Below are 14,664 nucleotides of genomic sequence, written 5' to 3'. Positions count from 1 at the left end.
GTCATTAAAAAACCTTTAATAATGAGCCAACCGGAGATCGGCAAACTGATCCGTGAACTCTGGCTTTTAACCGGGATGACACAAGAACAGTTTGCGGCATCGCTAGGTGTTACTTATTCCACCGTGAACCGCTAGGAGAACGGCCACGCTCAACTTTCGCCACTGGCAATGGAGAAGATTGCATCTCAGCTACAGCGGCTGGGCGATCGCGGAAAAGATTTGTTGCAGAGGGATACTTCGGAGTAGATGCGATCGCTTTGTTTCTCTACTTTTGTACTTTCGATGTGAAAAAATATCTAGGTGCAGTTCGCAAGTGATCGCATTCTTGATTCTGGTGACGATGCTCTCGTATCAACCGATAACTAGACGCGCCCAATTGCTGTAGGTTAAAACAGCGATCTCGTCCTTGCACTTTCTCCGTAATAACTGTGCGTCTTCAAACTAGACCCCTCAGCGTGATCGCTCGTTCTTGTCACTCAGGTCGAAGGATGAAACCCGATACTCATCATTACTTCTCTACCTCAACCCTCGATACTTTCTCAATCTGGCGCACCAGATTGAGATTCCCTAGGAAATTCCAGAGTTGTCAAACCACTTGGCGCATGTGATCGCGCCAAACCTCTTCTTCTATTGCGACCTCTAGCTCTCTTGGCGGCGAATCCGGTATGAGTTCTTTCCCAAATAATTTGCCTGCTGCTCAAATGAAAGCGATCGCACTCGTTGATGCTGAAGACCAACTTGCCGCCACCCGTTGCGGTATCGATGCTTTTAGTCAGGCTGACAAATCCGATGTCAGAGGTATTGAAGTCTTCGATCAACGTTAGCAAATACTTAAGGCTTCTACCCTGCCGGTCAAGTTGCCACACAACGGGACTATCCCTGTTACAGAGATGTTCAAAACACTTGTCAAGTTCCGGTCTTGATTCTTTGACTTCCGAAACAGTATTCCCAAAAATCTTTTCGTACCTAGCTCTTTTCAAAGCGTCATGCATGAAATGAGACATAGATTAAAAAATGAGTGATGGGACGTGTTGGGACTGGATTTGAGCTGAACTGTGTCCGGTTGAGAATTCTGTCTCGTAAACCGTAAATTGGGGTACAGTACAACCTGTTTCAATCCCGTTACCGTGGTTCATTAATTTGAAAGTCCTTAGAGCCAGCGAAATATCTATCTAAAAAATAAGGTTCAATCCGGCAAAAGAATTCATCGTAACTTTACCCATAAGAGTAAAGTTACAAAGTCACTAAAGATTAGTATTTATATTGCAATTTGAGATTTGTTGTACTATTCTATATAATTCCTGTTCAAGTTCTTTTTTTTGATTTTGAAGTTTTTTAACTTTAGCATTAATTTCTTTTTTAAATGTTTTATTATGCTCTGATTTACCTGATAGATACAGATGAAATAAGGAAAAAATAATTGGAATCGCCCATAGAATACAAAATAAAAGATTTTCCATATAAGAGTAGCGATTCCAAGCTTCAGTTCCACATGCTGAAACAATCTCTTCATTACAAAAAGCAGCAATAATGATAAATACTACAACTCTTATAAATGCGAATAGAAGAAGAAGTAGAATTGGTGCTGCAAAAATAGCCCATAATAATAATTGAAATGTATTTTCTAAACCTATGCTTGAGCCTTGCCCAAGATATTTTTGAACTAAATTACTTTGTTCTTGTATTTCTTTTTCTAAAGATTTAATAGACGCTTCCAAATCAGCCTTTTTTCTCAATAACTTTGAACATAATACTTGGTTTTCAAAATTATTAATAATTTTCTGATTTCTAGCTACTAAACTATCAGCATAATGTTGAATATTAGACAACCACTCACTTTTACGTTTTTCCAAAAAACTCTTTGTTTTAAATGAGTTAGCAGAACACGCGAAAATTGCACTATCAAAAGTAGAAGTAACTTCTAAATTAAATTCCTTTATTTGCTCAAGAATAGTTTTTATTTCTGATTGATTAAGACTTTCAATTTCAGTAGCACTCTTAAAATCAATGTTAAATTGCAGAGCTTTGATTATTCTAAGAGATGATGGGTCAAACAAATTACTACTAATGTGAGGCATTAAAACATTGGCGACTTCGCTTCTTATTTCATCTACGTCATGCTGTAAATAGGGAACCAAGTTAATAATTTTTGAATTAATATTTGTCAAAATTTTGTCAATATTTCTAACTACCTCTAATTGACAATCAAGATTCCTTCTTTCATTGTCATCAAATTTTAATTGACCTTTTATGGCTTCATAAAGAAATGGTAAAGTAGTTTTACCAAGAGAACGGACTCGTTGCCAATCTAAAGCTAAAACCGCAACCTTGGCACAATTATTTTGATCTAGTAATACATTACTAGCTTGATATTGATGAGCTTTATCATTAAGAATATCTGCAACTAAGTTTTGTAGCTCAATATCATTTTTGTCTAGGAAGGGTAAGACAAAGTCTGCTAACCTTTGACGAGTACTCCTATCGATATAGCGTGTTTCAGACTCGCTAGGAGAAACTTGATGAAAAATCTTGCTTACAAGGTGAATAGCTTCCTTAACTGAGGCTCGATTGCCATTTTTAAGTGCTAAGCGAATCCCTCTTACTCCTAGTTTAGAAAGAACCTCTCGAACAACATCGAGATAGTAAGTCTCATTGCACTCACCAAAAAAAGGATTACACTTACTGAACAAAATTTCAGTAGGTCCATAAGTCCAAAATTTGATGTAATCACGATTTTCTAAGGGATTATTTCGTTCCGAAAAACAAGAGACATATTTTCTTTCAATATCTGCTGTAATTTCTGCGGGAGGACGATCTAGTAATTGCCTCCGCAAGCTCGCCGGATAATTCAATTTCTCAATTGCATAAGCAGCAGCCCAACGAGTGAGATCAGAGGTACCAGATTCTGCTTCATAACACAAACGTTTGAACAAAGCTACACTAGAATCATCATCACAAGTAAGATTCAGATTTTGCGTTAAAGTCCACTGAAGATTCGCCAAATGATGTTGATAGGCGGGAGGTAAGTTTTTCCCTTCCAGTTTTTCTCCAATGCTAGCAAATGCCCTAAAAGTTGCTGCCAAAATTGTTAATTCTTTACTCTGAAGAAATTCCCCTAGCACAACTAAGGCAGGCACATGAGGATTTAAAGCAGTGTGTAGGAACAACTCTATATTTTCGCCTTGATCTCGAGCGAGATCCAAATTTTTGTCAACATCAGGAGGGGTATTAATTGGAACAAAGTGTGATAACTCTGGAAGCCATTGCCCGTTTTGAATAAAGGTCATATCGCTTGACATTAGATATCTCCAAAAACAACTTAAACAAAAATATGAATAAGCAAACAAAAGTTTGGCCAAAGAAATATAAGTTATTTACTAAATAATAGTATAAAAAAAATTAAAGAAACAATTGATTGATATTAAATACGAGCAGCTACTTAATTTTAAGGTCTAAATTAACTTCAATCTGCCCTGCCACCCGGAGCCTTTGTTATTTTTGCTTCATACAATTAAGCTTTTGAGATACATCAATATAATTTCGCGCTGGCTAGTCAAATCCTTATAAGTTGCTTCCATTGGAACAGCACGAATTCTAACAGAACCAATTTGGGTAGGAAGTTTTCCTAGAGGTGTATGATATTGCTGATAAGTGTCTGAGGGAAAGTAAAGCCGCACTTCCCCACCTTGACTTAAGCATTCAAGATTCACATATTTCTGAATCACTTTATGTAAGTTGCTACTTCCGAGCTTTTTCCAAGCCTTTGCATCAACAACTAAATTCCGACTAGGAATATAAAAGTCGGGATTTTGGTCATTATTATTTATGCGTGACGCGAGGAATGGTTTGATTCTAATGGTTTCTAATTCCTGTTCACTTAATCTATCTTCACCTGTAGTATCAACCAACATCTTGAAGACTGTTATCTCACCTAAATCTCCTAAGACTTTCTTTTCAGGTGGTTTTGAATAATAATTAGAAGCAGGGTTTTCTCTAAGATCAGAGAGGCGCAATCCTAAATCGGGACTATACACCACCGAGGCATCGTTGCTAATAAAAGCTAATTTAACAAATGGAATAAGTGATGGATCTGTCACAAGAGAAGGCATTGTAGATCCAGAGGAAATAGATGTGAAAGTTGTGTTGGATTTTGATAAAACGTTGCTCGTTCTGGTTTCGTCTAAAGGTATTGAAGATGGAGAGTCCGTTGCCTTGTTCGCAAAGCTAAAGACCGTTGCCTTGAAGATTGCGAAGTTTTGCAAGAATAACTACCATAGTATTTTGAGCAGCAGCGCTAGTAGCCATAAATACCTTTAGGTTTTCAATAATGAGCAGAAACCTTGAAGCTAGCTCTCCTTCAGTAACTTGTGAAATAGAACTATTTAAAGCTTCTAACTCTTTCATTTGCTGGCTTAGAATTATGAGCAGTTTCGTATATTCTTCGAGACTGCCATCACCTTGATTTAGGTTCTCTTGCATAATTGTTTCCTCTCAAACAGTAAACCCATCCATTTAGAGTATATTCCACAATGTCCGCTCAAAAGACGTCGCTGGGGGTACAGCGATTAGAGGCGTATAAACGTACTGGCTTCCCTCAACACCATCAATATAAGCAATACCTTTACCTTCCTCCCCTTTTTGTATTTTTAAGCCATGACTATACAACTTCTCACCAATAATACCAGCGCTAGTATCACCTGTGATTCTAAAGATAAGACGTTCTTCTAACTGGCTAGTCACTTGGGTAGTAATTACGTCTCCCCTTGGATTTTGAGTACAGTACATCAGGTGAATACCGAAGCCTGCACCAGTGGTAGCAAAATATTGTAAGTAAGTGTCTATTTTAGCTTGGAGATCTGTTAAATTAGGATATTTATACTGCTCTATCAAAGGAATTGTTGATTTAATTTCTCGACATTTTGCCGGAATCATTGCAGCTTCATCCACAAGAACAAGGAGGCGTGGAACGTATTGTCCACCATTGTCCACCATCTCTTGAATAGTTTGATAGTCACCAATAATTTCTTGCCTCCTTTGATACTCTGCGTAAACAGTTTCTAACAATTCACCGCATTTAAGTATTTCTGTAGCAATAATAACGCGCTCACTTATTTTTTTTGGGAGCTGTGTTGTGTAGAAGCGAAAGTTATTTTGTTTAAGATCAAGAATAAAAACTTTCCGTTGGGGGTCAGCATAGAGAAACTGGAATATTAACCAATGGAGAAAATTAGTTTTTCCACATCTAGTTACGCCTGCAACAAGACGATGTGGGGCATCATTCCAATCGGAACTAACTACGTTTCCTTGCTCATTAATACCAACAATATATTTGTCTTTCGTAATTAGATTTTTGTGCGAGAAAAAAAGCTCTTCTGCTGTGCATTTAGGGAAAGAGGTCTGGGCAACTGCCATCCCAGGAATAGGTTTTGTCTTAGGTACAACGACACGCAAAAAACTACTGAATTCATCCAGAGTTACCAAATGTTGTAATGGTAAAAAATCCATCATTTTAGCAAGTTGGGAACGCTGCCAACCTTGAGTCGCAATAGAGTTAGCTAAAGCATGACTACCACCCAAGGCTAGACTACTTGAAGCTTGTGAAGTGTTAGGTAAAGGCTGATAACTTGCAACTGGTGGTTGTGGGGGTGGAACAAGTTGTGAGGATGAAGTAGAACCATTACCTAGTAGAGGCTTGGAACCAAAAACTTGACAGATATCTTGACTGCCAAATTGTTGCTGCCAAACTTGCAAGTAACGTGAAGGTGGAGAACTTCGTGGAGAAACCCGAACTTCACGAGTAGCTTGCAAACTTTGTTGAAATTCTGAACTACCCCGTCCGACAACTGGTAAGTTTTGATACTGATTAGTATAATTACTAGTTGTAGCATTTTGTATCCATGTTGTTGCGAAGTAGGAAAGGTTGTTTTCTTTTTCTGCCAGAAGTTTGAGGCTGTAGGAAAATAGGGGGTTATGGCTATAACTAATCTGGTAGTTCTGGACACCTTTTATCACTGTTTCTAGAATAGCATCTTTAGCAGAGTTAGCCGCCTTAGACGTCACTTTGAGTAAGGTATCTAGTGCATTCATCCATTGAGAACGTTCAGAAGGATTGTTATAGGTTTGAAGCGTAATTTCTAGTAAAAAGCGTTCTGGTGCAATATTGTGGTGAACTCGGCTGAACTGTTCACAGATATTCACCATGTCATGCTCATGATTGGCCAGAAATCGACGGGGGAGATAATATCCCTTATCGCTGATCGTTTCGGCTTTTTTAATTTCAATTAGAAAGTTAACCCAATCTAGATTCTGTAAAGCCTGAAATTGACTACTGTTTAGATCAATAGATTGAAATGGATATATCTGATAAAAGTCGCTGCTTTGTAACGCAGATATTAGGCGATATTTTAGCTGTTCTTGCTCTGAAAAATCTTTAATTTCAGTATTAAAAACTAGAAAAATCTGGAGGCGTTGATTTGAAGCAGCGCTAGGCTCATAAATATAGCGGAGTGAGAGAATAAGCGGCTCTCGTAGCAATGACTGGAAAAATCGATTTTGAATCTCATTGATTTCCCGAAGTGCTGTACTGCTGTAACGGTTTTTGGCAGCTAACGCGCTTAGATTAGGTTGATGCGTAAGCTGAAAGGCAATTGGGAAAACCATTTGTATAAATCTATGTAGATAACTACGGTACGTGGTTTTATAAAGATGTAAATGCCAAATATTGGTTATTTTATGAAGTTTGTCCTTTATTCGCCAGGTAGACGTTTCCGAAGTCAAAGCCGCCCTTAAAGAAATACTCGACGAGTTCACTAGCCCTTTTAAATATGTCACAGCCCTTTTAAATATGTCATCCCCGAATCCAACCAATTCATCGACCTCAGCCAGACTGTTGCGACGGCAGTCTCGCAGCAGGTGGTCTATGCAGCCACTCCCCTGACGGTAGCTCTCTCGCTCAGCGCAATCAATCGCCACCGATTTCAACAACAGATGCGGCAATATAACAAAAGCGCGATTGCTGACGTGCATCAGGTTGTTCAATCCCTGCATCACCACATCCATACGCTACCTCCAGCCGAAACCGTAGACCTCGACCCTATCAGCCAGTCCCTCGCACAACTGTCACAGCAGTTCGACAACCGACCAGAGCTAGGACAGGTTCAAGAGTTGAAGGACGCACTCTCATCTCTCCCTCATCCTCTAGAACTGGAGAAAGCGATTGCTTGTCAGATTGAGAAATCAGCACAAGCCTTGGCACTTGAAATGAACCGACAGCTTACAGCCATCAAGCCTTATGAGTATCGACTGGCGATTGACCGTTCTGGCAGCCGCGCTGTGTTTATGAAAGCCCTTGCTCTTGCTCAGGAACGGTTGATTTTAGTTTGTCCGTGGCCCAGTATTTACGACGTTAATTCTGAAGTGATTCAGAAGCTTGAGGAACTACTTAAGCGCCAGATTCGTGTCGCCGTCGGCTGGGGACATCTAAAGGATATTGACAAGGTAAGTTCTATTGGTCCAATCCGTCAGCTGCTTAAATCTTCTTCCTATCTCTACAGTGCTTTGCCCGAACTGGAAACTTTGGAGCGGAAATATCCAGACCGATTCAAACTAAAGCTACTGGGGACCCATGAGAAATTTATCGTGTGCGATCGCTCGTGGACCATGCTGGGAAGTCACAACTTTTTGACCTCAGATACCAAGAGCACGGAGCGAGAGGTGGGTTTAAGGACTAATGACCCGCGCATTATTACAGATTTAATTCAGCGATTTGACAGCGCTAAGGATCTGGAGAAACAGTAGTCCGTTAAGTCTTAGGGAAAACTTAAGTAAACCTGTTGTAGTATCATGCCAAAGATTCCAGAGTGCGATCACTGCCGGCTCAACCCCCACATTCCTTCTATCGTTTGTGCTGTGCATCCCGTAGGGCCAGAAAGTGATCGCTGCCTCGACTTCCGCCCCGCTGCCGAACCGGAGGAATTGTGGGCACCCCAAGGGACGAGGTTTGTTGATGGCGAGCTGGTGCTGGAGGAACAAACCTATGATGGCGAACCAGTACCTGTACCAAGACAACGATTTACACCAGAGGAAAAGCTAGAGCTGCTGGATTATCACCCGCTGTTTACGGGTCGGTGTCCCTACTGCGAGATGCCCTTTGATATGAAGAACCCGCCTTCAGTGCATTGGGATTGCGCCCACTGTGGTTGGTTGGATGATAGCGTATGAGCGATCACACGCTATCGATCGGCAACAATGCCAGCACAACGGTTAAAGTGCAGTGTACTCAATATGCCTTGCCGGTGTAAGAGCCTGCCACAATCGTGCGATCGCTCACAAATGGTAATTTAACCCTCTCCTGCCAAACTGGGGTAAAAGCTGGATTTTTCGTAGGTTGTAACCGGATAAATTCATCAAATTTTCCCAAAGTGCCAGAAAAGGGCATCTGTCAGCTTCTGAGAATCTAAAGTTCTCAACCGACTTGTAACCATCCCACCTGCGACTTTTCCATGAGGTCTATTGCTTCAAAGGCATAAGTCATCCCCCAGATCGCGCAGATCGCATCCTGTAAGCAACGCTTCTACCTTGCAGCGTTGCTCTTGAAAGGAGCGCGATCACACCCTTCGAGAGCAGCCGGATCAGTCTTGAAAAATAAACCGCGATCGCTGCTTTGGCACTCCTCGCAATCCTTTTCTAGTTTGTGCCCTGCATCTCACGGAACCAGATAATAATCGCTGTCTCAACTTCCGACCCTCCGGACGGGTGAAGCTAGAATTCGGCGCTCCGAATTCTAAAGGGCGATCACACTCAAGATTTCCAACTCTTTGCTGAATCGGAACAACTGTGGACACCAGAGGGAACAAACTATTCGTTACAAATTCAAGGAACGGATTTTACTTGATGACAGTGAGAACCGCGCAGGCATAAGCAAAAATCATCGATTGCGCCCGGAACCCTGATTCTCTCGTGAGGCGGATGGAGCGGGATTGATAAGCTCGGTTGAATCCGGCAATCCAAAATCTTTAAACCAACGCTAGCGCTATACTTTTGGGCATCTATTCCACGAAACCGGAATTTCGTGTAGTCTAGGGATTAATGACAAAATACCACCATGAAGGTTAGCGGCAACGGGCAAGGGAAAATCCTTACCTCAGATGAATTGAGGCGGTTGTTCACCGATGGGTTGAAGTCGCCACGCGATCGCGCTGTGTTTGCCATCTGCCTTTTTACCGGGTGTCGGGTATCGGAAGCACTGGCGCTCCAGACTACTGACATTAAAAGTGGAACGTTGACTTTCAGGAAGTCTACCACGAAGGGAAAACTGAAAACCCGCGTCGTGGATGTTCAACCTGCACTCGCGGCAATATTGGCAGAGTACCCGCTTCTCAAAGCCGGGGCACTGTTTCCATCCGGAGTCAGGGGGAAGGAACACCTGAGTCGGTTCATGGCTGACAAGATCCTGAAGGATGCCTGCAAGCGCATAGGAGTCGAGGGAGTCAGTACCCACAGCTTCCGGCGAACTGCTCTGACTCAAATGCACAATGCCGGGATACCGCTTAGGCACATTCAAGAGATATCGGGTCACAACGACCTGGGTACTTTGCAGCGCTACTTGGAAGTGTCGCCAGAGCAGAAGCGGAAGGCGGTATCGATGATTGGTTGGTAGGATGCGATCGCCCTTCACGTTCTGGAAACACTAGAACTGTCCAGATGTGTACAGTGCCAAATTAAATGACATCGAGCCAAATTCGTGTCGCTCGCGCAAAGTAGCTCTACTCCAAGATTGCAGGGAAAGTTTGCACGAGCGACCTATCATCAGCTCCAAACGATTGTGTGTCCTGACTCCAAGCCCAAAAGCAGCTAAGTCTAGCTTTGCTGCTTTAACGACACTAATTATGTCTCCACGACAATTAAAAAGTCACTGTACACGATCGCTGTCGCCTACTCGTACCAGTTACTCTAATAGTTCTTCTGGTACTTCAATTGTGATTCTTGGTACGGTCGCACTGAGCTGGTGTCAACTTCTAATAATTTTCGGGTGGCGTTTCCAATGTGGTGATGATGGACTAAAAATGCTAATAATGAGTGGGTTGTAGCTTAGTCAGCAACAACTGTGAAACACTTCCAGAAATATAAAAATATTAGTCATGCCTCAACTAAGTATTTCCACCCTGAGCCGCCGTTATTTTCTTAGTTATCTAGCTTTAGGCACATTCGGCCTGATGGCAAAAGACTTGCTTTATCCAGCTAGCGCTATGGCTGATAGCAAGGAAGCCGGAAAATATATTTCTATCGTAGAGAAATATCATATTTTTGTTCCTTATACAACAGCCAAGAAGGGAGGAAAGGAAACCTTTACTTTGCGTTCTGGAGAGACTTGCTCCGTAGAGATTATCCCCCAAACGGAAGAAAATCAAGAGATTATTATCAAAGGTCGTGGTCAAAAAGGTAAAGATATTACTGTAGTTTTTCATACCTTATACGACCAAGAGTTAAGGCTAGCTGACCAGATTTACCAAGAAATTGATAAAAATACCCAATTTCTCGAAGAATCAAGTAAGAAAAAATGCAAATTCGTGTATGAAAACGTCGAGGAAGCTAATTACATTAAGGATTTGATCGCATTAGATTTTCTTGATTATGTGATATATTCCTCAAAACTAGATAATAAAATTCAACAGCGTTATCAACTTGCTAGTACTAATTCGCGCTTACTCGAAATTAAGCAGGCCATTGAATCTACATTAGCGGAATCTGAACTGACTGAGACAGAGAAAAAACTAATCGTAGGAACCTACGCATACGTCCGCGCTGAAGAACCTGTACCTGACTTTAAAGCGCTCACAGATTTAGACTCGATTGTGGCAAGCTCCTCCCTGCCTTTAGAAATTAAACGGATTTACTCGATAGCAAGTGCAAAATCAAGAGCATTAACAGTTGATTTGATTCTTATCAAAGAGATTAATGATACTAAAAAACTAACTTTTGAACAAAAAGTAAACTACCTGTCGATTTATCAGGCAGTACGTGATGGCAAAAAAACAACCGATGAAGCAACGTTGAATTCCCTAGACTCCTTTATCCACAATGCAGATATCCCAGATAATGCTAAAGTTGTTTACTTGTTAGCAAGGTCTCAGAATTTAGACAATTTAGAAAATTTTACTCAAACAGTAGATGCTTTCGTAGAAGATGCTGATGAATTCAGACATAAACTAGAGCGGGCGAAAAACCAAGGTGCAGCGATTGTCCCGCAAGCTACGAAAGTGCTAACTACGATTGGAGCAGAAACAGCAACGGGTGTTAGTATTGGTAGCTTGTCTGGAGCAGCTGCAACAAATGCAACTTTAGCCGTTTTAGGTGGTGGTTCTGTTGCGGCTGGTGGTTTGGGAATGCTGGGTGGGTTAGCCGTAGCAACAGGAGGAGCGGCACTGATTGGAGCCGCAGGGATGCTGTCTATTGCCTTAGTTTCAGAAATGGATAGCGAAGATCAAAAAAATCTGGGGATTGCTATCGGTACAGGAACAATAGCTGGTGCTACCACTGTTTTAGCGGCTTGGACTGCTGCCAGCGCTTTGGGAGTCACTGGTACGCTGTCCGGTGCTGCTGCTATCACTACTACAATATCGGCTCTTGGTGGACTGAGTGCAATAACTGGCGGTGCTGCTCTTGTGGCATCAGGTACAGCATTTTTGATTTGGTCATTCCTGAAAGGGCAAAAGAAACGAGATCAGGCAGTGCTGCGCCAGTTAGAAACTCGAACTTATACCTTGACTGAAGATCCATTACCAGGCTCTTTGGGAGAATTCCTTCAAAAGAACGTGCAGAAATACAATTTTGAGGAAGGTTTTTCTGCTCCTAATATGCCCTTGGATAAGTTGTCGAATGCGCTGTCTACTTGGTTATCTGTTAATCGTGAAGAAAAGGTAATCGCTTTGATAGACAATAGTATATGGCATGATGCGAAAGAGGGTATTGTATTTACAGAGCGCAGGCTCATCTGGAAAAACAAATCGATCGAGTACGAAGATTTGGCAAGATTTGTCAAAACAGAAACGGCATTAGTCTCACTGCTATCTCAAGAGAAGCAGAAGCAGGAACTATCTAAGTTAAAAAAGGTGGTAGATATTTTATCCGACAAGAAATACGCAACGGATCTGTCTAAGTTGAAGGGGTTAGTAGCTATAGTATCTGATGACCAAAATTTAGCCGAGCTTGTATCCCAAGAGAAGTCCAGAAATAATGTCCCTAGATTGCAAAAAATAGCAGATGTTTTATTGGACGAGCGGGACAATAGAAATTTGTCCAAAGTAAAAGATGTTACAGATATTTTATCTGATAAACACGAAGATGACTTAGTAAGATTTTTAACACCGCAATTAGCGTCACAGCTATCTGACAAGCAATATATGGATGACTTGTCTAATTTGAAAGATGTAGTAGATAGATTATCTGATGAATTTGACAAGTATAATCTGACTACACTGCTTAGAGAAATTGGTCAAAAATATAGTACAGTTTAAGCTGCAATCCTCTTATCACTATTGTGATGCTATATACAGCAATTTTATTTGAATTGTGAGATGCCAGAGGTTTACATCCCTGACTTCTCCTAGAGGTCGGGGAGCTGGTGTTCACAAATTATTTAGGATTGCTATAGAACCGAATCATCTCATTCCAGCAAATCCAGAGCATCCGCTAATCTGTCTTGAATTTCTCTTAATTTCGTTCGCGCTTGGATCAGTTAATTGCGCCGCTCAACCCCAAATCGAGCCTCAATACTTCGCGGGTCATCATCGTGTTTGAGGTCTTTAAAAGGGTTCGTTTTCACAGACAATGGTTTTCAGTCCTAGCAGATCCTGGCTTATCATCCTCCATTAAAATATCGAGTTCTACTTGGCTAAGATATTTGAGATGCATCTGGTTCAAATCGTTCAATACTTTACTCGCTTCAGCATCAAACTTGTAATATTCAGTTAAGCTACCCAATCGATAGTTAAAAGGCTGGTAACAATGTTTGAAATATAGCTCAACGTTGCCTCTGTGTTCCCAAGTACCCAGTACCTTAAGTTCAACGTTTTTGTAGTGTGAGCGCAAATCCCGCCTAATTTCTACTATTCGTTCTTCAAGTCTTCGCTTGGTTACACCAATTTTATATAGAGTTTCACTATCAGTTTTCACTTCTAAATAGTACAAACGATGCTCCAGAATTCTTCTGAGTTGAGTTCGGTAAAGCCATAAATCAACCACTCGTTCTTTCAGGTTCAGGGATTTAAGAACTTTAGCAAGTTCTACCTGTCGTTCTATATCACCTAATTTCTTGAGGAGAAGCGGCTCTTGAATCTGATTGAATTCTTGTAAAGGCAGCGCTCCAACTGGAATCATCCCTAGTTGTGTAAACTCGTAGCCGGGAGGATTTTGATAGGGATTCTTCTGCAATAAGTTTGCTTTGATTAATGGCTTGAGTTCGCCAGAGAAAGGAATACTCCAATCATTCTGACCGCATGAAACCCAAAGTGTTTTGAGCAATTGCAGTGCCTGACCTGATAGCTCGATATTGAAGTTGTCATACAGAGGTAGGGTGGGAAACTCTCGTTTAACCGTCACGGAGCGACAGGTTTGCCCAGTATGAGCGAAATGATGTTCCTTAATTTGACCCTTCTTTGCAACTAATTTGACTCCACAATAGGGGCAAACTAAATCACTTTTTCCGCTGGGGACATCAACAATATCAACCAATTTATTATCAGCGCTGACCCCAAACTTTAGCAGCCACACATCAGTCATATCGCGAATCATTAAGTATTTATGGTTAACTTCCACAGCAGATGAAATCAGGACGCTCTCTTGATAAGCGTGATCGCCTCCCAATTTCTGGGAACACTAGAACTGTCCCAGAGGAGAAGGTGTGATGAACAAACCCGCAATTGCCGCCGCTCTAGTCCTTGTCTTAACCGGAATCCCCGCCGCTGCCCAGACCACAGCAACAGTAGTCAGCACTGGCGATGGCGATACGCTCCGAGTTAAGAGCCAAGGGAAGGTCGTCACGATTCGCATGGCTTGCATTGATGCGCCAGAAACAGGACAGCGCCCCTGGGGTCAGCAATCAGCGGCGAAACTCAAGCAACTTCTCCCCCCTGGTAAAACTGTGCAGATTCGGGCAATTGAGCGCGATAGCGAAGCGCTGACTTGTCAGTTCGCTACAGACGAACTGTCGCTGAACTCTACCTGGGAAAACAGTCAGTAAACCTGCAAATGGTTAAGCAGGGGCAAGCTGTCGTGTATCGCCAGTACCTCAGCGGCTGTGCATCTACCAAGAATCAGTACCTTCAAGCTGAAGCCCAAGCCAAGCAGAAGAAATTGGGATTCTGGAATCAAAGTAAACCAGTCATGCCGTGGGATTTTCGTCGAGTCGGGCAATCAGCAAGTAATCAACCATCCTCCAGCGCCAGGCCCAAGCCAGCCCCATCTGCCCAACAAAACTGTAGCTCCGCTTATCCAGGTGTATGTATTCCCCCAGGTCCACCGGATCTGAATTGCCCAGATATCTCTTATCGAAATTTCAAGGTTCTGCCTCCCGATCCGCATGGCTTTGACGGCGACAGTGACGGGGTGGGATGCGAAAAAAGGTAACAGTGCAGTGAGGAGCGATCACTCAGTTAAGCGGGGAAG

The 14,664-nt window shown here is 42.0% G+C and carries 13 protein-coding genes; 7 read left to right on the top strand and 6 right to left on the bottom strand.

What is annotated here, in order from left to right; translation table 11 throughout:
- Positions 1–665: 665 nt before the first annotated feature.
- Entirely contained in the window at positions 666–824 is a 159-nt protein-coding gene (locus NC996_RS20680) for a hypothetical protein (protein ID WP_242037503.1), read from the top strand.
- A 420-nt stretch (positions 825–1,244) separates the two neighbouring features.
- Here NC996_RS20680 and NC996_RS20675 read toward each other — a convergent pair whose 3' ends face one another.
- The 4 genes from NC996_RS20675 to NC996_RS20660 form a co-directional block, all read right to left on the bottom strand.
- Positions 1,245–3,299 (bottom strand): hypothetical protein, encoded by a 2,055-nt coding sequence (locus NC996_RS20675; protein ID WP_190684496.1) that lies wholly within the window; start codon positions 3,297–3,299, stop codon positions 1,245–1,247.
- 204 nt (positions 3,300–3,503) lie between these two features.
- Positions 3,504–4,109 carry a hypothetical protein gene (locus tag NC996_RS20670; RefSeq protein WP_339380257.1) on the bottom strand — a complete coding sequence of 202 codons (606 nt, stop codon included), beginning with the start codon at positions 4,107–4,109 and terminating at the stop codon, positions 3,504–3,506.
- Positions 4,110–4,224: 115 nt separating this feature from the next.
- Complete coding sequence (locus NC996_RS20665) at positions 4,225–4,479, bottom strand: hypothetical protein (RefSeq protein ID WP_190684489.1); 255 nt, start codon at positions 4,477–4,479, stop codon at positions 4,225–4,227.
- Between the two features lie 33 nt (positions 4,480–4,512).
- Entirely contained in the window at positions 4,513–6,660 is a 2,148-nt protein-coding gene (locus NC996_RS20660) for an FtsK/SpoIIIE domain-containing protein (protein WP_190684485.1), read from the bottom strand.
- A gap of 252 nt (positions 6,661–6,912) precedes the next feature.
- On the opposite strand from NC996_RS20660, the gene NC996_RS20655 reads away from it, so the two are divergent.
- Together NC996_RS20655 and NC996_RS20650 are read left to right on the top strand one after the other, a co-directional pair.
- On the top strand, positions 6,913–7,797 hold the full coding sequence (locus NC996_RS20655) for a phospholipase D-like domain-containing protein (RefSeq protein ID WP_190684482.1): 885 nt from the start codon (positions 6,913–6,915) through the stop codon (positions 7,795–7,797).
- Positions 7,798–7,842: 45 nt separating this feature from the next.
- Positions 7,843–8,220 carry a hypothetical protein gene (locus NC996_RS20650; RefSeq protein ID WP_190684479.1) on the top strand — a complete coding sequence of 126 codons (378 nt, stop codon included), beginning with the start codon at positions 7,843–7,845 and terminating at the stop codon, positions 8,218–8,220.
- 58 nt (positions 8,221–8,278) lie between these two features.
- Here the strand turns inward: NC996_RS20650 and NC996_RS20645 are convergent, their stop codons facing one another.
- Positions 8,279–8,437, bottom strand: a complete 159-nt coding sequence (locus tag NC996_RS20645) for a hypothetical protein (protein ID WP_190684476.1) — start codon at positions 8,435–8,437, stop codon at positions 8,279–8,281.
- A 666-nt stretch (positions 8,438–9,103) separates the two neighbouring features.
- On the opposite strand from NC996_RS20645, the gene NC996_RS20640 reads away from it, so the two are divergent.
- Together NC996_RS20640 and NC996_RS20635 are read left to right on the top strand one after the other, a co-directional pair.
- Positions 9,104–9,658: a site-specific integrase gene (locus NC996_RS20640; protein WP_190684473.1), complete on the top strand. Its 555-nt coding sequence runs from the start codon at positions 9,104–9,106 to the stop codon at positions 9,656–9,658.
- 481 nt (positions 9,659–10,139) lie between these two features.
- On the top strand, positions 10,140–12,515 hold the full coding sequence (locus NC996_RS20635) for a hypothetical protein (protein WP_199303005.1): 2,376 nt from the start codon (positions 10,140–10,142) through the stop codon (positions 12,513–12,515).
- 304 nt (positions 12,516–12,819) lie between these two features.
- Here the strand turns inward: NC996_RS20635 and NC996_RS20630 are convergent, their stop codons facing one another.
- The gene (locus NC996_RS20630) at positions 12,820–13,779 is read right to left on the bottom strand and encodes a competence protein CoiA family protein (RefSeq protein ID WP_199303011.1); all 960 of its coding nucleotides are present in this window, start codon (positions 13,777–13,779) and stop codon (positions 12,820–12,822) included.
- A 124-nt stretch (positions 13,780–13,903) separates the two neighbouring features.
- On the opposite strand from NC996_RS20630, the gene NC996_RS20625 reads away from it, so the two are divergent.
- A complete protein-coding gene (locus NC996_RS20625; protein WP_199303003.1) occupies positions 13,904–14,239 on the top strand; it encodes a thermonuclease family protein in 336 nt (111 codons plus the stop codon).
- An 8-nt stretch (positions 14,240–14,247) separates the two neighbouring features.
- Complete coding sequence (locus NC996_RS20620) at positions 14,248–14,625, top strand: thermonuclease family protein (RefSeq protein WP_242037501.1); 378 nt, start codon at positions 14,248–14,250, stop codon at positions 14,623–14,625.
- The last annotated feature ends 39 nt before the right edge of the window (positions 14,626–14,664 follow it).

Source organism: Trichocoleus sp. ST-U2, from assembly GCF_039961875.1.
GTDB lineage: Bacteria > Cyanobacteriota > Cyanobacteriia > Cyanobacteriales > FACHB-T130 > FACHB-T130.
The sequence above is the reverse complement of the archived record's forward strand: the minus strand, read 5'-3'. Positions and strand labels throughout refer to the sequence as shown.

Bases quoted from the DNA above. Each gene is read 5' to 3' on its own strand.
- NC996_RS20640 (WP_190684473.1), top strand. From the start codon at position 9,104: ATGAAGGTTAGCGGCAACGGGCAAGGGAAAATCCTTACCTCAGATGAA.
- NC996_RS20630 (WP_199303011.1), bottom strand. From the start codon at position 13,779: ATGACTGATGTGTGGCTGCTAAAGTTTGGGGTCAGCGCTGATAATAAA.
- NC996_RS20680 (WP_242037503.1), top strand. From the start codon at position 666: ATGAGTTCTTTCCCAAATAATTTGCCTGCTGCTCAAATGAAAGCGATC.
- NC996_RS20625 (WP_199303003.1), top strand. From the start codon at position 13,904: ATGAACAAACCCGCAATTGCCGCCGCTCTAGTCCTTGTCTTAACCGGA.
- NC996_RS20650 (WP_190684479.1), top strand. From the start codon at position 7,843: ATGCCAAAGATTCCAGAGTGCGATCACTGCCGGCTCAACCCCCACATT.
- NC996_RS20670 (WP_339380257.1), bottom strand. From the start codon at position 4,109: ATGCCTTCTCTTGTGACAGATCCATCACTTATTCCATTTGTTAAATTA.
- NC996_RS20665 (WP_190684489.1), bottom strand. From the start codon at position 4,479: ATGCAAGAGAACCTAAATCAAGGTGATGGCAGTCTCGAAGAATATACG.
- NC996_RS20660 (WP_190684485.1), bottom strand. From the start codon at position 6,660: ATGGTTTTCCCAATTGCCTTTCAGCTTACGCATCAACCTAATCTAAGC.
- NC996_RS20635 (WP_199303005.1), top strand. From the start codon at position 10,140: ATGCCTCAACTAAGTATTTCCACCCTGAGCCGCCGTTATTTTCTTAGT.
- NC996_RS20645 (WP_190684476.1), bottom strand. From the start codon at position 8,437: ATGCCCTTTTCTGGCACTTTGGGAAAATTTGATGAATTTATCCGGTTA.
- NC996_RS20620 (WP_242037501.1), top strand. From the start codon at position 14,248: ATGGTTAAGCAGGGGCAAGCTGTCGTGTATCGCCAGTACCTCAGCGGC.
- NC996_RS20675 (WP_190684496.1), bottom strand. From the start codon at position 3,299: ATGTCAAGCGATATGACCTTTATTCAAAACGGGCAATGGCTTCCAGAG.